The organism is Nostoc sp. DedQUE07 (genome assembly GCF_034530975.2).
In the GTDB taxonomy this organism is placed as follows: domain Bacteria; phylum Cyanobacteriota; class Cyanobacteriia; order Cyanobacteriales; family Nostocaceae; genus Nostoc.
In genome coordinates, this window is record NZ_JAVRCC020000077.1 from 1 (window position 1) to 19453 (window position 19453).

The window sequence follows — 19453 nt, forward strand, 5'->3', positions numbered from 1 at the left end:
CTTGCTACTATCCATATCTGGGTTCAAAGGATTTTATTAGTGGGATAGGTTCATAAAAGTTTTTGTTAATATATCTACCTTCTGGGTCAATAAGAAAACACTTTTCAAAATTTCTACCATCCTCTAATGGGAGGTAAATAAAATTAGGGTTCCTAATATCATAGGAAACTATTAATGATTTCTCTGATTTAGAGAGCATATTGCTTCTAGCTTTTTCAAACCATTGTTCCTTTTCTGCTTGATCACAGCTATAGTACATATCCTTGCCTCTGAGTTTAATGCCTTTAGCAGTGATGGTGGCTTTTTCAGTTGGCATTAGATTTAATTTGACAATATCTTCAGGAAAGCTTCTAAGTCTACCAGAGCGATTAGCGATACCCCACTTCCATAACTCTCTAGGGATAGGAGGTACATCATCAGCAATCATCGCTTCATCCCTCTCATATTCATTAAGAGGTTTATTATTGTGGAAAATAATTAAACGAATAATAATTTCAGCAAATTGGTCTATATCGAGTTTACTATCCAGTCGATAATCTCTTGCGCCTCTTTGTCTAAAATCTGTATCCACATAACCAGGTAAGAAAGGCTTTACATACTCATGAATAGTACGAAAGTGCCTTTCGACTAAACCCTTCCAATCTGCTCGGTAGGAAGCTGCATTTTCGATACGAACATAAAGGTTAGGGATTAATGGCTCTACCGCCATTCCTGCCAATTCTCCCCTGTCTCCTAAAATTGCATCTGGCATTTGATTACAAGACCATTGTTCTTCAGCAATATCAATGTTATATTCCTGACAAAGCATGACTTTATCTGCGGCTACATTAGTTAAAGCCATCATTGCTCCTATCCAAGATGGCCCCTCTAAACCGACATAAAAACCCGTTATCATTCGACTAAAAACATCAATAATTACGTATATAACTGGTCTACCAATTATCCAGTTACGATTGTATTTAGAAACTAAATATACATCTCCGACTGTAGCATCAATTTGATATCGAGAACCGGGGCCAATAGTTTCCATTTTAGAGGTTCCCAAAATAGCTCTATTTTCTAGAGCAACTTTCTTCGCTCCTATTCGAGATGTCAAAGTTTTTGTTACATCATATTGCTCAATTTGATACCAATATTTGAATTGGGTAATTGTAGGTATTTTCTCAGTCGGAGTTAGAATAGATTTTCTAACACCATTCTCGTCATATCTGATTCCTTCTTTATAAAATTCCTTTACCATCAACTCGTAGGCAGTTGTAAAATAGTTTTCCTTTGGATTATTGTAAAATCTGCTAATAGCTATTCTAAAAATTCTCCTATCCTCTTCCGTGACATTGACCCCTTCACCAATTTCTGGGTCGTATGAATATTTTTTAGGTCTTCCTCTCTTTTTATTGGAATCTCCTCTAATTTTACCCTTACCTGATGAATTGATAAAATCAGGAATCAAAGCATTTTTTGTTTTTCCCCTTTGCCAAAATCGTCTCATGTATCCATAAACAGTTCTTTCTACTAATTTATCTTTTTCTCTTCCTTCGTTATAGCTTTTAATAACTTGCCTTACCAGAGAACCTCGAATATTCCTATAATATATTGAAGGTTCCTGGACAACTAAAGATGAAATTATTTCCCAAGCTTTATCTCTATACTCTTTATCTCTATATGTTAAATTTTCCTCACGAATTATTCTTGCCCAAGGGTCTTGTTTCTGCTTAAATGCAAGACCTTCAGACATAGCTTCTAAAATTTCAGATACTTTCTTCGGTTCTGGCAAACCTTTTTTAGAATTAACATCAAGAACAAAGGCAATAATATAACCTTCGTCGATCCAAATAATTCTTTCAATCAGTTGATTATTTCCATCTGATTCCCACTCGATAAGGTCATTGATAAATAAATTTTCATGCATCTTACTTACCAAGTAATTTTTCAAAATATAATTTTTTCGATAACTTTGCTGGAAGGACAAGCAGATATTTTAGTCTCCAACATATCTATAATGATTTTTTTTACGGCAATTAAATGCTTAAAAATATAAAGTGATGTACCAGACTTGATATTCATTTCTTTATCTAGAGCAGTAGTTACTCTATTTATTGCTGTATCATGTTCCTGAAGCCTGCATTTTAAAATAGTTGCTAGCTCATGTAATTGAGCAATATCCATCTCAGAATTTGCTTCTAATTTATAGGCAGAATGAATCCACTCAACATTTTCCGCTAATAGCCTTGGAATTTCATTTTCTGTAACAATTCCCCAGTCTATGCTTTTTGCTAAGTAGTACCGCCTCTCTAATTCCAATTTTTCAATTACTCGCTTTTTCTCTAGCTCTGTTGATTGCTTAACTGTTCGGGCAATCTGAACCTGCTTTCCATTCTGATTTACTGTAAGCATGAAATCAGTTGTTAAGACATAAGGAGTACCACTTTGTAGGTCTACAGGATACTTTATACCCATCTCCGTAGCAATACTCATCGCTAGGTCAAGGTCGTCTAGAGGGAATTGCTCTCTTGTATCTGTGACGACATCTGACCACTCAAATAAATAAAATAATCGTTTTTCTTGGTCTGACAAGAAATGATGTACTCGGTTGCTTTTCCAGCCAGGAGTCCTAGACGAGCGACCTTTCGAGGGAAAATCTTGGATTGTAATCCAGGGCTTATAGTCTTTACCACTCCCCCGCCCACGACCTTCTTTTCTATAGCGCTCAAATTTGGCTTGTGTCCATTCTCCTCTGCCTCTAACCATAAAAATAACCCCTGAGAGCGATCGCATATCTTCTTAATACAAGCGTACTCTGTAAAGGGTTATTGTTTAACCGAATTATTAATTGTTTAACCGAATTACTAATTGTTCAACCGAATTATTCCTCCACAAATGGATAAAGTTTTGTAAAAAATATTACTCTACGGTAACACTTTTAGCCAGGTTTCTTGGCTGGTCAACATCTAAACCGCGACGGGCAGCAATGTGATAAGCCAATAGTTGCAAAGGTACAACTGTAAGGAGGGGAGAAAGTAATTCTTCCACATAAGAAACAGGGAGTAAATCGTTAAAGATTTCCCCAGCTTCGCCATCGTTGACGGGAGTAACACCAATTAACCGAGAATCTCTAGCTTTGGCTTCTTGGGCATTAGAAATAACTTTTTCGTAAATACTACCAGGGATTGCGATCGCAACTACTGGTACTTTCGCATCTAAAAGTGCGATCGGGCCATGTTTCATCTCTCCAGCCGGATACCCTTCGGCATGAATATAGCTGATTTCTTTTAATTTCAATGCCCCTTCCAAAGCAATGGGAAAGTTAATTCCTCTACCCAGAAAAATGAAATCTTGAGTTTCAGCAAATTCATGGGCTAGCTGTTCAGTTAAACTTTCCTGATTTGCCAAAGTCGCTTCAATTTCTTTGGGAATCTGTCGCAACCCATTAATAATTTGATCTAGTGTATCTTTTGAAACTGTCTGACGACGAGCTGCTAAATCCAATGCCAAAGCATAAAACGCCATCAGTTGAGCAGTAAAAGTTTTTGTCGCTGCCACCCCAATTTCAATTCCCGCTAGGGTACTGATGACATGAGGTACTAGATGACCAAGGCTGCTTTCAGGACGATTGGTAATGCCCAGTAGTCGCGCTTGATATTTGGGTTCTTTCCCTTGGCGACGTTCTTTTTCCATCGTCAAAGCTGCTAGGGTATCGGCTGTTTCACCTGATTGGGTAACGCCAACGATCAAGGTGTTAGCCGTCACGGGTGATGGTGCATAGCGATACTCAGAAGCGTAATGCACCTGAGTTGAAATTCCTGCTAATTGTTCAATTAAATATTTTCCAATTAATGCTGCGTGCCAACTGGTACCACAGGCGACGATCTGAATTTGTTCTAAATCGGTATATAAATCTTCAGGTAAACCAAGATTGATTGGTGATTCGGTAGATTCGGTTGGGTTAAAGTATGCGTCTAAACTCGCTCTTACTACTCCTGGTTGCTCATGAATTTCTTTGAGCATGAAATGTTTGAATCCCTGCTTTTCTACCATTGCCGGATTGAAGTTGAGCAGCCGGGGTTGTTTTTTCAACCTGTCGCCAGCAAAATTGTAAATCTCAACGCCCAAAGGTGTGAGGCGGGCAATTTCGCCATTTTCCAGAGGTAGTACTGCACGGGTGTAAGAAACGATCGCAGGTGTGTCAGAGGCACAAAATAACTCCCCTTGACCAAAACCAATTACTAAAGGTGCTTGTTGGCGAACCACAATCAATTCATCGGGGAAATCAGCAGAAATAACTGCAAGTGCAAACGCCCCGCGCAAATGGTTAACGGCTTGGCGAACTGCGTCGATGAAGGGAGATGAAGGGGGAAGATTCTTTAAAAGCTCGGCTATTAGATGGGGAATGACTTCGGTATCGGTTTCAGAACGAAATTCGTGTCCTTTAGCTTTGAGTTCCTCGCGTAACTCGCGGTAGTTTTCAATGATGCCATTTTGCACCACCGCCACTCGTTTTGCCGTATCCAAATGAGGATGGGCATTATACTCTTCTGGTTTACCATGAGTTGCCCAGCGTGTATGACCAATACCAATTTGGGCAGGGGTTTCTATTTGTTCCAGTTTAGAACGCAGGTTATGGAGTTTACCTTTTGCCCGCACACAATTTACCTCACCTTCCCAAACAGTGGCGATTCCAGCCGAATCGTAGCCCCTGTATTCTAGTTTCTCCAGTCCAGCTAGTAAAATGTCTGTCGCTGCTTGAGTGCCTATATATCCAACAATTCCGCACATTCTTCACGCCACTTTTTTTCAGGATGATTAAATCCAGTATAGTAGGTAGCATAAAGTGGACGTTTTGCAAAGAAAAAGGGAGTGATTTACTCCCCTACCACTAGTAGTTCGCCTTGGCAACGCAAGCGGGGAAAAGGGTAAGGGGGAAAGGGAAAAGGTTTTTTATCCCTTACCATGAGTCCCTTTAACCTTTACCCAACCTCCACCTAACATTTTTAGGTTGGCAGACTACTAAGTAGTGTTATGGATTTTAGGTTTTTTTACAGCGGATTCGCCGTCAGCTTTTGACCTGACGGTACAAATACAACTTCTAGGATTTAGATACCCAGAGATTATATCCCCAATCTAAAATTGCGATTTCGTAAGGCGGGCAGTGTCCACTCTACGATCGTAAAGGTGCTTGCTATTGAGACAATTAAAAGTCTTGAGTGCTGAGTTCCGAGTTCTGGGTTCCGAGTGAAGAATCAAGAAATTGTGTTTCTGATTTACTTCTTTTTGTCTCAGCACTCAGCACTGGGCACTCAGCACTCAGCTTTTTAGTAAGCTAGACCCATACTGCGAGTTGTTTCAGCGCCCAGGTAAACCCGGATGCTCAAAAAGTCGGTGGGACAAGCAGTTTCGCAGCGCTTACAGCCCACGCAGTCTTCTGTACGGGGTGAAGAGGCAATTTGAGCAGCTTTACAGCCATCCCAAGGAACCATCTCAAGTACATCAGTAGGGCAAGCGCGGACGCATTGGGTGCAGCCAATGCAGGTATCGTAGATTTTTACGGTATGAGACATTGAAAAAACGGCTCCTTTCGAGTGTTCTTTTCTGCGAAAGAATCATAATCAACGCATAGTCTACCGCAGTGGTTGATAGGCCGTAATCAAAAGGCTACATAACTTTAAACAATGTAATAAGCACCGTTAAAATTTGCTTTTGCGAGATTATCCCTATTGACTGATAATCAGCAACATCATCAGAGCGTATTTCCCACAGTTATATACCATAATAGGGTTTAATCGTAAAGACAAATGAAACAAAATTAAAAGTAAATAGGGACATCTCCATAATTTTAACTATGGGGATTTTGGTTAATAATTTGATTTTGCGATCGCTATATCTCCGTGTAAACGAAAACAGGTTGGCAATCTAGATTACGCAAAAACTTGTTTTCATTACTGAATAAAACTGCTGAGTGCGATGTAAATGATTAATTTCGAGACTGCGATTGCACTCAGCAATTTTTTTTGCGATCGCTCACTAATAACTTGTATATTTAATTTTTTAGCCCTGGCAATTTCATAATATTTTTTCCTACATATCATCAGAGGATTTCAGAAATTGCAAACTCATCATTTATAGTAGCAATTTGTGTTTGAATATTTGGCAGGGTAGCGGTTACTTGCAGTTGTTCATCTAGATTTTTAGCATCATTAAAATTATCTTTTACATATTCCCTTTCTCGGATTTGTCGAACAATACTTTCTAACAACCAAAGTTGTTCTTCCACAGACAAGGCAAGGATAGAGCGCTCAATTTCTAGTAAATTCAATGAGATCATTTTACTTTTGATTCCTAGTCAGATGTATTTTTCAAAGATATTATATTCAGTCTATCTGGTTAACCTAGAGCATGGCCAATTCCTCATCATTTTCCCCACGCCTATCATTTCACAAATCATCAGAGATTGCTATAAATAACTAGAAAGCCGTTTTATTACTTTTTAATTAAGTATTACTGCTGAAGCAAAATGTACGCTAAACTGACTACATGAATTACGAAACAGCTAGGAAACTCCTCATAGATCAGACAATCACAACCGAGGAAAACCCAGATGCGCTGTTAACGCGTATGAAACAGGGCAAACCGCCGGTACCCGGTCAGATCACTTCGATTTTGTTGGCATTGAAAGTGGTGTTTGAAGCCCTCAAAGATGCAAAGAACGTAGACCGAGAACTGGCTTTAGCCCTTTATCAGTTAAGCATTAAGGCGCAACAACTATTTGGTGCAGGGCGTAAAGCCGGGGTTGATTGGCCACCACTACTCAAAGAAGATTTACTACGAATTTCCTTAGCAGCTGAAAGTATCTTTTCGGGTATATGGCAAACCTTAGCGACTATGGAGTTGGGGAAGAGATGAGGGAGAAATAAATTCAAAATTCAAAATTCAAAATTCAAAATTCAAACATTTTAGAACTTCTGCCTCCTGCCTGCTACCTCCTGCCTCCTGCCTCCTCTTGTCGCCCACTAACGAATTTGCAGTTCATTTTCTAACTTGCCTAAATCAGTTTTGAGCAAAACGGTCATTTGACCGGTAAAAGCTTTGCCATTCTTGGGTTGGGCAACTTCCACCCAATATACATAGCGATCGCCTACTCGTAATTCTCCCTTTAAGGCTTCCCGAATCGGAGTTTTAGCCAGACGTGCGGAATTAACTACCTTCTGGTTGGGATATTGATACACAACTTGGGCGCGATCGTAATCTTGATAAATCTCCAAGCCATAAATCACCCGCAAGGATTCTTGGAGACGCGCAAATGTCATGCCGTTAATAGCATCATACATAGTAATGCGCTCAGTCCGAATTGTGCCCCGGTCTTTGGAAAACTCCACCCTACCAGGAGGCAATACCGACGCTTGAAAAGTGAATCGTTGGGCAGCAGTATCAGTCTTTTGCACAAATAATTGCTCCCCTCTCCTGGGGCGGAGTGTCGGATGTGCTTTAATCCAAGTGCCTACCTCTTCTGTACTTTGTCCTGGTAAAGCATTGGCTTGGGAATCAAAAAGCGTTCCCACACAGAGCCAGGGCACTAGAGAAAAAGGCAAAATTAAACAGTTAAGTAGAGATTTTTTGAGCATTTTGCTGTTCAGGATTTTTATAGAAATTTCCCCATTTGGGATTAACCATAGTCTTCCCGTTTTTCAGCAAAATTACTTCAATGGATTGTAGCGATCGCGCATCTAAGCCTTTATGGATCGCCGTAGGGGCTAAGATTGTACGGACAAGAAGATAAATTTTGGGACTGGGAGATTCAGAACTCATTATATTGGGTATTGGATTCTGCCTTTAAAGAAGATGACTATTAATGACAAATTAGTACTTCGACAAAACTTGATGGAAGTGAGAAATTCCATATTCAATATCTGCAAACTGAAGTACACTATAAGCTTTAGAATGAACGCTTGCTTGTAGCGATCGCACCACCCCAAAGTCTTCATTTAACACCCGCTCAAATTCAGGTCTAAATTCATCCTGCTTATAAGGAAATGCTTCAATCTGTGCTTTTGTTTGATAAATGAAAACCTCAAACTTAGTTCTTGTGGGAGATAAAGGAGTCAGCCGAAAAACTGAAACTTTGTCTCTTGCAGTATTCACCATCATATTAGGAAAGATGAAGCCCTGATACGATTGTCCCCTTGGTTCTCCTGAAAAAGCGGGGTGATCTTTGACAAATTCATCATCTGTAAAAGGAACAAATATCTGATAGTGTCGCCCAGTTGAAGTGTAAATAATATTCTTCGGATCGAAACACTTTAAACTTTGGGCATGAACAACTGACAAATGATAACACTCTAGATAATTTTCAATGGGAAATTTCCAATTGGCTGGCTCTTCATAAAACCAACGATCGACCTGCTGAAGTTCCTGCCAGGAGTGCTGATATTGCTCTAAATAGTCTGAGAATCCGGCTAAATAACTGACTAAGGATTCGCCTTCTGCTTCTGAGCAAATAAAGATAAAGCCGCCCCATGTCTCTACTCGTCCCTTAGCTAGATAGACAGCCGACTTATCTAAATTGGGAAAACACTCAGCGCGAGGTAAACCTTTAAGATTACCTTCATAATTGAAGTTCCAACCATGATACGGACAACGCACCCGTTGACAATGACCCTGCCCTTGTAACATCTGCGCTCCGCGATGCGGACAAACATTGTGCATTGCTTGCAATTCACCATTATTATCTCGAATCACGAACATGGGCTGATCGCCAACTTGGCAAGTGAGATAATCCCCAGGATTAGGTAGATCGGATTCACGTCCTACAAACTGCCAGGTGTTACGCCAGATAGTTTGCTGCTCGTAAGCAAAAATTTGCTCGCTAAAGTAGTAATCACCAGGTAGTCCAAATTTTGGTTTATTACTATTAGGAGTTTCATCTACAAATGATGAATGGGTGAAGATATTCATAGTGTTAAGTTCTATTTAATCAGTGGTGTTGAGCGATCGCTGTAGTCAGAACAACCTCAGATGAGATTGCCTCTTGTGCTAATTCCTGCCACCAAGCTTCCATCGCATCGATCGTTGCCCGAAACCCTGCTGCAAACTCTCCAAATTGTTCGGGTTGTATATATGCTGCCAGAGATGTTCTCAAGCCCGCTTCATGTTCAATTTCCCACTCATCTAAATGTTTGCTAAAGAAATATTCCAAATCTTTGGGCATTGCTCCTTCTAGCAACCACTCTACAAGTTGCACGATTAGAGTTAATTCTGGAATTGAGGTTGCCTCGATCGCATAGGTTGCTCCCAGCACATTAGGTAGTTGTTGCTCAAATATCGATTGCACAGTTCTTAACAATTTGGATGTTGCGATCGATGGCGTTGCGTTCTTCACAGGAACACTCAGTCCTTGTTCTAACCCTTCAGCTAAAAGCGTGTAATGAGAAATTCCTTGTGTACTTTTGCCCATCTCTTCGGCAATGTTTTCTTTGAGTTCTTGGGCTACAATGTCCCATTCTGCTACCAGCGCTTTCTGTCTTGCTAATTCTGTGAAACCCACCAACTCCTTTGGAAAAATCGAATATTGCTGCATGATATAAGCAATCTGAGCAAAGCTTGCTTGACTCAGCATTTGTGCAACAGGATTTTTTGTAATACTAAATGCCAGGTAATCCTGAGCGAGCAGTTGATTTAGCTGCTGAGTTAGGCAATCGAATGTGTTCACCATTTTAGTCCTTTCAAAAGTTGAAGTAGTGTCGGTCGATTTGTCTCAAAAGTTGGTGTAAATATAAAAAAGGTGATACTAGCGGCAATATCAAAACCAAGCAAAATTGATGCGTAAAATTAATACGCATTTCACTGGGCCGATCGCCAAGTATTTCTGAATACAGGCAAGGCAAAATTGATACTCAGTTAGCTTGGTTGATTACCAAAGATTTCTGAATACTGATATCAGGACTAAATTTGCAAACGGTGATACTAGCGGCATATCAAAACCAAGCAAAATTGATACGTAAAATTAATACGCATTTCACTAGCCCGATCGCCAAGTATTTCTGAATACAGCTAAGACAAAATTGATACTCAGTTAGCTTGGTTGATTACCAAAGATTTCTGAATACCGATATCAGGTCTGAAATTGCAAACAGTTAATTTATGAAGTTTTTGGCATTCTTGATTGCCAGATTTGGTTTTTGGAATTCAAAAACCTTGAATTTTTATTTCTACAAATATTAAATCATTATAAACATTAATACTTCATTAAGATTATTTAAGTAATGTTTAGCTACTGAAACATTTTTCAAATGGCATTATTAAAGTAAACTTAATTACTAAGTATTGATATTTAGTAAATCACATTAAATATCCCAAATAGCAGGACAAAGATGTATTTATCTTGTTCACAGAAGCAAGGAATGAGCTTGATTGAGGATAAAGTTCGGGAAGATGAAGCACAAATTATCTTAAAAATAGTATAAATACAACTAAGTGATTTTTCTGGTATTTGATAGTATGAAGTTTGTGATGGGTAATCTAGGTTAAGCCAAGACTTGAGCGAACCAAGATTTACCACTTATGAAGATACATCCGTCTAGCAAAGTCCGTGCATTTTCATTACACCTTGTTCTGATCGTTCCTTTCGTATTGCAAGTTTTTGGCATCGTGGGACTGGTTGGATATGTGTCATTTAAAAATGGCGAGAAAGCGGTGAACGATCTGGCGGATCAGTTGATGGAACGAACTAGTGGTGAAGTAAATCAACATTTGGATGCTTACCTGTCGATTCCCCATAAAGTTATCCAGTTAAATGCGGATGCAATTAATATGGGATTGCTGGATGTGCGCGATCGCCTCAAGGTTGGTAAGTATTTCTGGCACGAAATGCAAGCTTATGACCTAACCTTTATCAGCTTGAACCTAGCAACTGGAGAAGGAACTGGAGCCGGTCGTTACGATGGCAAAACAGTGACAATCGATGATAACGCCATCAAAACTCCAAGTCTGCCGAAAAATACGAAAACTTACTTAACAGATAATCATGGCAACCCAACCAAAGTGATGACAACCAGTACTTGGGATACCGTCAATGAACTTGCCTATACTGAACCTGTAAAAGCCGGAAAACCTATCTGGGTTCGCATTTATACTTATTACGATCCTGCTTATCCCCCCTATATTGTGGCATCGGCAGGTCGTCCGATTTATGATGCCAGCAAAAAACTGATTGGTGTTGTCGGGGCTGAAATTCACCTGTTGAAACTCAGTGAATTTTTACAAAAATTAAATGTCAGCCACTTTGGACAAGTTTTTATTATGGAGCGTGATGGTATGTTGGTTGCCAATTCTGCTCAAGAAAAGCCTTTTACTGTAGTCAATAACCAAATTAAACGCCTGAAAGCGATCGACAGCCCCAATCCGGCGGTACAAAACATTGCCAAGCAGCTTCAGCAGCGCATTCCAAATTTCCAGTCGATTACCAATACCCAAAAACTGAAAGTTAATGTTCAAGGGGAAAATTTCTATGTGCATATTGTACCTTGGCGAGACCAACATGGTTTGGACTGGTTAGTGGTAGTTGGTATTCCGGAAAAAACTTACATGGCGCAAATCCATGCAAACACCCAAATTAGTATCCTGCTGTGTTTTGGGGCGCTGATAGTCGCAACAACGATTGGCATATTTACCTCGCGTTGGATTGCCCATCCTATCTTGCGCTTAAATCAGACTACCCAGGCAATAGCATTTGGTGATTTACAACAGACACTCGAAGAGGGGAATATCAATGAACTCAACACTCTTGCTCACTCTTTTAATCACATGGCAGGACAATTGCGCGAATCCTTTGTGGCTTTAGAAAATAGTAATGCAGAACTAGAAGCGCGAGTCGAACAACGGACTGTTGAACTGAAAACAGCCTTGAGTGAATTGCAACGTACCCAAGCACAAGTAGTTCAAAGTGAAAAAATGTCTAGTCTGGGTCAACTGGTAGCAGGTATTGCCCATGAAATCAATAACCCAGTCAACTTTATTCACGGCAATCTTACTTACTTGGATGAATATACTGAAAACTTGTTACAGATGATTTATCTCTACCAAGAACGCCATTCTAGTCATGACCCAGAAATTCAAGCATTAGCAGAGAAAATCGATCTAGAATTTCTTGTGGAAGATTTACAAAAGATGCTGTCTTCGATGAAAATGGGGACTGAAAGAATTCGTAATATTGTGCTATCGCTGCGGAATTTTTCGCGTATGGATGAAGCGGAATTTAAGACAGTTGATATTCATGAAGGTATCGAAAGTACGCTCTTGATTCTGCAACATCGCCTTAAAGATAAACCAGACCGTCCAGCAATTGAAGTTATTAAAGATTATGGCAACTTGCCGCAAGTAGAATGCTATCCTGGTCAACTCAATCAAGTATTGATGAATATTTTGGTAAATGCAATCGATGCCCTTGATGAAGCAGACATCAAGCGTACCTCTCAACAGATACAAGAAAATCCCAGTCAAATTACTATCCGCACTTCAGTGGTTGATTCACAATCGATAGAAATTGCGATCGCTGATAATGCACAAGGAATGCCAGAATCGGTTCAAAACCGGATCTTCGATCCATTTTTTACTACCAAACCCGTAGGCAAAGGAACAGGTATGGGCATGGCAATCAGCTACCAAATCATTACGGAAAAGCATGGTGGGAAATTGCTATGTTTTTCTAGCCTTGGGCAAGGCACTAATTTCATAATTCAAGTGCCTATCCGCCAACAAGCTCCTGAAGGCGTCGTCAAAGTATAGACTGTTAATATCTCCCTGCCCCTCTGCCTACAAAGCGATGGGATTTTTTTTGAGTTGGAAGTCCCTTACGCATAAACATAGCCCAAAGTAGGCATCACCTGTTCAAAAATTATGTTTACAACGCCAATTTTCAGCAATATTTAAGTATAATTGCTTGTTGATAAATTATCTCCGACATTAAAATCTTACGAATAGATTCAAATAAATAAGCATAGAGATAGAGGAAAAAGTTATGGCTTTGAGCGTCACACTAGAGATCGGCAATGATGTTGCTAAAATCACTTTGTCTGGAGAATTAGATGCAATGACTGCACCCATTTTCAAGACAGAGGTAGAGAAAGCAGCAGTTGAGCATCCAAAACACCTCGTGTTGTTGATGCAAGACTTAGAATATATGGCCAGTGCGGGTCTGCGGGTACTCATTTTTGCTAAACAAACAATAGATGCTAATGCAAATATTTACATAGTTGCTCCGCAAGAAATGGTCTTGGATACACTCAAAAAAACTGGACTTGACCAAAGCCTACTTATAGTTGATGAATATGATGCTGCTTCCTGAGAAACTCAACTAGTTACTACCAAAAAAACAAATTTACGCTGGCAAAAACTCTAATCTGCACAAGCATCAACTAGGTAGGCAATAGCATCGTCTGCAAGTGCCGCGATCGTTTCCTAACTGAGTGAAGGCTCAGAAAATATAAAATTCAAAAACATGTTTTTCTGAAACCTTAATGCCTCAACCATAAAAATACCTGGAAACACCGATGCTGAAGCTACAGCATTAATTTCTTCGAGTTGAAATACCCCATAGCGATCGGAAATGTTAACTAAACCAAGCTTAGTGACTCCAACACTTGCCAGTACTTGATTTAAGAGCATCCCCTTCGTTGCCACTGCCAGTCCAGACGCTAGCATCATACTAAATAGCTTGTTGCGCTGGATATTCGTAGCGATTTGTTGTTTCACATCGCGTGCTAAATTCCAAAAAGACATACTTGGTTTTAAGGTATGAAATGTAACAGTAGATGAAGCTAATGACCCCATCTGCTCATCACTAATTATTGGTTACGTTAATTAAGAGACAATTTATAAAGTAAATTTTTAAACTACAAGACAACGCAGTATGTATTGGTCGTGAGAAGTTAAGGTCGAGCCTTTTAAAATAATTTGTTCTTTAATAGATAGTTTTGGTTCACGACCTCCTCGTATAACAATAATTTTCACTTTTTTCAATTCTAATAAAGCTTGTTTTTCATGATACAATCATTGGGTATTTAAAATTAATTGTTGTAATTGTTCATACTCCCAACTAATCAAAAACTTTGTTTTTTAGGATTGTCTTCAAGATAATTCAGTATATTGCTCATATTTTTGTGTAAAAAGATTCTCTAATGTTCTTATATAACAGAATGATACTATTTTAAAGATATCTACTGTTTGGACTTTGGACAAAAAGAAGATAGTTCGCAAGTGTTCTTTCCCCTCTGCTGGCTACGAGGAAAAGTTTGTGTAGCGCACCACTAGAATTATGGCGATCGCACATAGCAATAATGCTCATAGATGATGGCTTTTATTCCAAGTGAATTATCAACTTTAAGCTTGGGGAATTGGCAGTGAACAGAAAAAATCAAAAGTCAAAAGGAAATAGTCCGTTGGTAAGGCAGTACGTTGGCGTTAGCGTTAGCGCAGCGTTAGCGAGTCATCGAGCGTCAGCGGTAGCGAGTCATCGAGCGTCGGTAATTGCGCACTTGTACTTTTTTAGGGAAGCAAGCTACTTACAGCGTCTTTGTCAGCAAAAGCAACTGGTGTTTAGAAGTCAGAATGCTGCATTGCCGATCGCCCTTACCCTATGCTTTTGGTTAAGTAACATTGCTGCCAAACCCGTACTTGGACAATCGATTGTTCCAGCTAATGATGGGACGGGGACGGTTGTCACTCAAGAGGGTAATCGCATCGATATCCAAGGGGGTAAACTTTCTGGCGATCGGGCGAATCTATTTCACAGCTTGGAGAAATTTGGACTCAATCAAGAGCAGATTGCCAATTTTCTCTCGAATCCCGATATTCACAATATTCTCACACGAGTTGTCGGTGGAGATCCTTCAACCATCAATGGATTGATTCAGGTAACTGGAGGAAATTCCAACTTATTCATCATGAATCCAGCAGGAGTCATCTTTGGGCCGAATGCCCAAATTAACCTTCCGGCTGACTTTACAGTAACGACTGCTACAGCAATTGGTTTTGACAATCGCTTTTGGTTTAATGCAGTCGGTAAAAATGATTACTCAAATTTAAATGGCAATCCCTCTGGGTTTGCCTTTGATTTCGCCAATCCTGGGACTATTATCAATGCTGGTAGTTTGTCAGTTTTAGAAAAACACAATCTGGCTTTAATCGGTGGGAGTATTATCAATACGGCGACATTGAGCGCACCCGGCGGTAATATCACTCTTGCAGCAGTACCGGGGACAAACCTGATTCGGATCTCTCAAGCAGGAAACCTGCTGAGTTTAGAGCTAGAACTACCAAGAAATACAACAGACCAACACCTAGCAATTAACCCTCTGGATTTGCCAACGCTGTTAACCCAAGGGGCTAAGGGACTAAATCTGGGTGTAAGACCTAATTTAGATGCTGGCACAGTACAGTTAACACGATCTGGTACAACTATCCCAACTGCCGCAGGAACTACGATCGCTTCTGGAACCCTAGATGTTTCTAATACAGGAGTTATGCAGACAGGTGGTACAGTAAACGTCTTGGGCGATCGCGTCGGATTGATTGGTGCTAACATTAATGCCTCTGGCACATCTGGTGGCGGCATCGTTCGGATTGGGGGAGACTACAAAGGTCAAGGTATTTTGCCCAATGCCTCACAGACGTTTGTTAGCAGTGATTCGGTAATTAATGCTAACGCCCTGCGAAACGGTGATGGCGGTCGGGCGATCGTTTGGTCAGATAATAACACTCAGTTCTTTGGTAAGATCGACGCCATCGGCGGGCTTAATGGCAATGGCGGGTTAGTAGAAGTATCTAGCAAAGGATTGCTCTTATTTCAAGGCTTGGTTGATTTGCGATCGCCTGCGGGAGAAGTCGGCACGCTCCTGCTAGATCCGACTGATATCACCATCAGCAGCGCAACAGATACCGCCAGTATGACCTTCGGTAGGGGGATATTTGCTGACACCACCACAACCTCTTCTAATCTCAACTCGACTAGGCTACAAAATCAACTAGCTTTGAGTAATGTTACCGTTTCGACAACATCGGGTTTGGCTGGTAAAGGAGATATTACAGTCAGCAATCCAATCTCCTGGAGTAGCGGTTCTTCGTTGAAATTAGCTGCCGATCGCAATATCAACATCAATGCCAACATCGGCACAACGGGTACTGCCAATACAAATCTAACGCTAGAAGCTAATAACAGTATTTTTATCAACTCAAATGCCAAGCTAACAGCCAGTGGTGTGGGGAAGTTGGATGTCACCCTCAATGCAAATCGAGACGGTATCAATGGAGGAGCGATCGCTATCAAAAGCGGTGCTGCGCTCGAATCTAATGGAGGCAATATAATTCTGGGCGGTAGTAGTAACCCCTTAAACGAATCGGCACAAGGAACAGCAGCAAATCCCATTGGAGTCAGCCTTAATGGAGCTACTCTCAATTCTGGAAGTGGCAATATTTCAATTAAAGGTCAGGGAAACAACGCTGATGCTAGCGAGCAGAAAGGCATTTTGCTGAATAATAGCAGCATCATGGCTGAAAATGGAGATATCAGCTTAACAGGCATAGGCTACGGGAATGGAAACAACAACAACGGGATTCAGCTTAACAATAGCCTGGTAAGTTCCACGGGTACTGGGAAGATTACACTCCAAGGTACTAGTAACGCCAGAGGAGGTAGGGACAACGACGGCATTGAAGTAAACAGTAGCGCCATCACCGCGACTAAGACGGGGACAATTGCTCTAGAGGGGATTGCCGGAGTCGGGACTGATATTAGTGAGGGGATATATATCGGTCGCAATTCCAAAGTCAGTTCAGCCAATGGAAATATCAACCTCACGGGTACTGGCGGTAATGGAGAGGGAAATCGTAACTTCGGTATTTTACTGGAAGACGGCGCAGAAGTGGAATCGACGGCAACAGGAAATATAACCTTAGAAGGTGCTAGTAGCAGCACAGAAGGAATTAGCATTAAGAACAGTTCGATTAACCCCACTGGAACAGGCAGTGGTACGATCGCCCTCACTGCTGATGAAATGAACTTCCTTGGCTCCACCCAAATCAAAGGTACTGGTATCCTTCAGTTGCAGCCTCGTACTCCTAGCTTAGGCATTACCTTGGGTGGCAACATTAACGATGCCCGTTTAAATCTAAATGCCAGTAAATTAAACACCTGGCAAAATGGCTTTTCTCAAATATCGATCGGGCGAGATAACAGCAGCGGTAGCATTACCTTGGCAGGTGATGTGACTTTCAACGATCCGGTTACTTTGCGATCGCCCTTTGGCTCAGGTTCCATCAATACTAGTGGATTTCAACTCACAGGAGCTGACAATACCACCCTTAACCTGCAAGCCAACCAAAACATTACTACTGGCGATGTGGTAAATCAAGGTCGAGAGATTAGAATAACCAGTACCAGTGGCAATATCAATACCAGTGCGGGAACTCTCAATACTAGTTCTACAACTGGGAATGGAGGAGCGATCGCTCTCGAAAGCGGCGATGCCATTTCCACGGGCAACCTGAACAGTTCAGGAGTTAACAGTGGTGCCATCATCGCCAAAGCTGCCACCAATATTACCACTGGCGCAATTGATTCCAGCAGTAGTTTCGGCAACGGTGGCAATATCACCCTTGACTCCAGCCGTGACATTCAAGCTACCCAGATTAACGCCCAAGGTGGGAAAAACGGTAGAGGCGGTGACATAGATATTACCGCTAGACAATTTTTCCGAGTCACAGACACCTTCACCGACAGCAACAGCAGTCTGGCTAGCATTTCCAGCCTTGGCGGTAACAGTGGCGGAGACATCACGATCCGGCATGGGGGAGGCAACTTAAATCCGTTTCAGATTGGCAATGCCTCGGTAAATGGTACAGCTGGTGCGATCGTTGGCGGGAAAATCTCTATTATCCCCCCTCCACCTGCAACTGAGACTCCACTTGTTAATTTTAATCCCGTCGATCTCAGCAATCCCTTCCCTGTTACGCAGCCACTACAAGTAACCTTTGCCTCCACACCAGCAACTGACACCAACCTACCAGAACTGGAGGAAGCCTTCACCAAGACCTTTGAGAACCATTTGGGCATCAGCAATGCCCGCATCAAAACCCTAAAAGAGGCTCAGGCTATATTGCGCCGAATTGAACAAGCCACTGGCATTAAACCTGCCCTGATTTATGTCTTATTTCAACCCAAAACCGAGCAAGACTCCAAATCTCAACAAGAGGAGACTGTTAAGCAACCACAACCTATCTGGGAGTTCAATTCTCAAAGTTTGGAGCAGCGCCGACAGCAAGTACAACCCACTACGCAACAAGCTCAAGGTAACTACCAGCTCGAACTAGTGATGGTCACTTCCTCTGGAACACCAATCAGACGGCAGATTAAGGGAGCGACGCGAGAGCAAGTCCTCAAAAACGCTCAAGAATTCCAAGCAGCTATCACTAACATTCAACGCTCTCCCCCATATCTAGCTTTGGCTCAAAAGCTCTATAAGTGGCTGCTTGGGCCTTTGGAAAAGGATTTACAAGCTCAAAAAATCACGAATCTCAGCTTTTTGATGGACGCGGGTTTACGGTCCCTGCCCATCACCGCCCTGCATGACGGACAAGGGTTTATTGTGGAAAGATACAGCGTTGGTCTCATGCCCAGCCTATCACTTACTGACACTCGCTATGCGGATGTGAGAAATCAGCAAGTCTTAGCGATGGGAGCCGATCGCTTCCCCGATCAAAAGCCTTTACCAGCAGCTTCAGTAGAGTTGTCTTTAATCGTTAGTCAATTGTGGTCTGGTAAGTCTTTCCTCAACGAAAACTTCACAGTGGAAAAGCTCAAACAAGCCCGCGCTTTACAGACGTTTGGTATTGTCCATTTCTCTACCCATGCCAACTTTCAGCCTGGTAATATCAATAAATCCTATATTGAGTTTTGGTATAGCAAATTACTAATTAGCCAATTGCAGCAGTTGAAGTTAAGTCAGCCACCAGTGGAACTATTGGTTTTGAGTGCCTGTCGTACAGCATTAGGCAACCCAGAAGCGGAGTTGGGATTTGCAGGTTTGGCGGTGTTAGCAGGAGTGAAATCAGCGATGGGCAGTCTATGGTCTGTCAACGATGAAAGCACAATGGGACTAATGACAAGTTTCTACGAGAAATTGAAAGAAACTCCCATCAAAGCCGAGGCTCTACGGCAAGCACAGGTAGCGATGCTCAAGGGCCAGGTGCGACTAGAGAAGGGTCAGTTGGTAACAGCGAGTCAGAGTTTTCCTTTACCGCCGGAGTTAAGACAAATAGGAGACAAAGAATTTGCTCATCCTTATTATTGGAGTGGTTTCACGCTCGTCGGCAATCCCTGGTAAGGGACTTCCAGAAAATAAATTATCCAATTAACTGGGAGCGGAATGGCACGCTTGTAAAGCCCAAAGACTTATTGTACCTTCGTTCC

Annotated in this window: 14 protein-coding genes; 4 read left to right on the plus strand and 10 right to left on the minus strand. The window is 41.4% G+C overall.

From position 1 onward, the window contains the following. Window positions 1-7 precede the first annotated feature (7 nt). The 5 genes from RMZ95_RS31870 to RMZ95_RS31890 form a co-directional block, all read right to left on the minus strand. Window positions 8-1909, minus strand: a complete 1902-nt coding sequence (locus RMZ95_RS31870; RefSeq protein WP_322684353.1) for a DDE-type integrase/transposase/recombinase — start codon at window positions 1907-1909, stop codon at window positions 8-10. Window positions 1910-1929: 20 nt separating this feature from the next. Then, window positions 1930-2574, minus strand: a complete 645-nt coding sequence (locus RMZ95_RS31875) for a TnsA endonuclease C-terminal domain-containing protein (RefSeq protein WP_322684354.1) — start codon at window positions 2572-2574, stop codon at window positions 1930-1932. 327 nt (window positions 2575-2901) lie between these two features. Beyond that, window positions 2902-4773 carry a glutamine--fructose-6-phosphate transaminase (isomerizing) gene (gene glmS / locus RMZ95_RS31880; RefSeq protein WP_322684355.1) on the minus strand — a complete coding sequence of 624 codons (1872 nt, stop codon included), beginning with the start codon at window positions 4771-4773 and terminating at the stop codon, window positions 2902-2904. Between the two features lie 536 nt (window positions 4774-5309). Beyond that, window positions 5310-5555: a photosystem I iron-sulfur center protein PsaC gene (gene psaC, locus RMZ95_RS31885; RefSeq protein WP_012411495.1), complete on the minus strand. Its 246-nt coding sequence runs from the start codon at window positions 5553-5555 to the stop codon at window positions 5310-5312. Window positions 5556-6082: 527 nt separating this feature from the next. Next, the gene (locus RMZ95_RS31890; protein WP_322672786.1) at window positions 6083-6319 is read right to left on the minus strand and encodes a hypothetical protein; all 237 of its coding nucleotides are present in this window, start codon (window positions 6317-6319) and stop codon (window positions 6083-6085) included. 209 nt (window positions 6320-6528) lie between these two features. Here RMZ95_RS31890 and RMZ95_RS31895 point away from each other — a divergent pair, with 209 nt between their 5' ends. Beyond that, entirely contained in the window at window positions 6529-6897 is a 369-nt protein-coding gene (locus RMZ95_RS31895) for a Dethiobiotin synthetase (protein WP_322672787.1), read from the plus strand. 107 nt (window positions 6898-7004) lie between these two features. On the opposite strand, the gene RMZ95_RS31900 is transcribed toward RMZ95_RS31895, so the two are convergent. Genes RMZ95_RS31900 through RMZ95_RS31915 form a run of 4 tightly spaced genes read right to left on the minus strand, consistent with a single transcriptional unit; the run spans window position 7005 to window position 9703 of the window. Beyond that, entirely contained in the window at window positions 7005-7616 is a 612-nt protein-coding gene (locus RMZ95_RS31900; protein WP_322684356.1) for a hypothetical protein, read from the minus strand. Next, window positions 7594-7800: a hypothetical protein gene (locus RMZ95_RS31905; RefSeq protein WP_322672789.1), complete on the minus strand. Its 207-nt coding sequence runs from the start codon at window positions 7798-7800 to the stop codon at window positions 7594-7596. Before RMZ95_RS31905 ends, RMZ95_RS31900 begins: the two co-directional genes overlap by 23 nt. A 51-nt stretch (window positions 7801-7851) precedes the next feature. Next, complete coding sequence (locus tag RMZ95_RS31910; RefSeq protein ID WP_322684357.1) at window positions 7852-8946, minus strand: aromatic ring-hydroxylating dioxygenase subunit alpha; 1095 nt, start codon at window positions 8944-8946, stop codon at window positions 7852-7854. A 19-nt stretch (window positions 8947-8965) separates the two neighbouring features. Next, a complete protein-coding gene (locus tag RMZ95_RS31915; RefSeq protein ID WP_322684358.1) occupies window positions 8966-9703 on the minus strand; it encodes a DUF3865 domain-containing protein in 738 nt (245 codons plus the stop codon). 848 nt (window positions 9704-10551) lie between these two features. On the opposite strand from RMZ95_RS31915, the gene RMZ95_RS31920 reads away from it, so the two are divergent. Together RMZ95_RS31920 and RMZ95_RS31925 are read left to right on the plus strand one after the other, a co-directional pair. Next, window positions 10552-12774, plus strand: a complete 2223-nt coding sequence (locus RMZ95_RS31920; RefSeq protein WP_322684359.1) for an ATP-binding protein — start codon at window positions 10552-10554, stop codon at window positions 12772-12774. 232 nt (window positions 12775-13006) lie between these two features. Beyond that, a complete protein-coding gene (locus tag RMZ95_RS31925) occupies window positions 13007-13333 on the plus strand; it encodes an anti-sigma factor antagonist (RefSeq protein ID WP_322684360.1) in 327 nt (108 codons plus the stop codon). A 113-nt stretch (window positions 13334-13446) separates the two neighbouring features. Here RMZ95_RS31925 and RMZ95_RS31930 read toward each other — a convergent pair whose 3' ends face one another. Then, the gene (locus tag RMZ95_RS31930; RefSeq protein ID WP_322684361.1) at window positions 13447-13767 is read right to left on the minus strand and encodes a hypothetical protein; all 321 of its coding nucleotides are present in this window, start codon (window positions 13765-13767) and stop codon (window positions 13447-13449) included. Between the two features lie 620 nt (window positions 13768-14387). Here RMZ95_RS31930 and RMZ95_RS31935 point away from each other — a divergent pair. After that, window positions 14388-19367: a CHAT domain-containing protein gene (locus tag RMZ95_RS31935; RefSeq protein ID WP_322684362.1), complete on the plus strand. Its 4980-nt coding sequence runs from the start codon at window positions 14388-14390 to the stop codon at window positions 19365-19367. Window positions 19368-19453 lie beyond the last annotated feature (86 nt).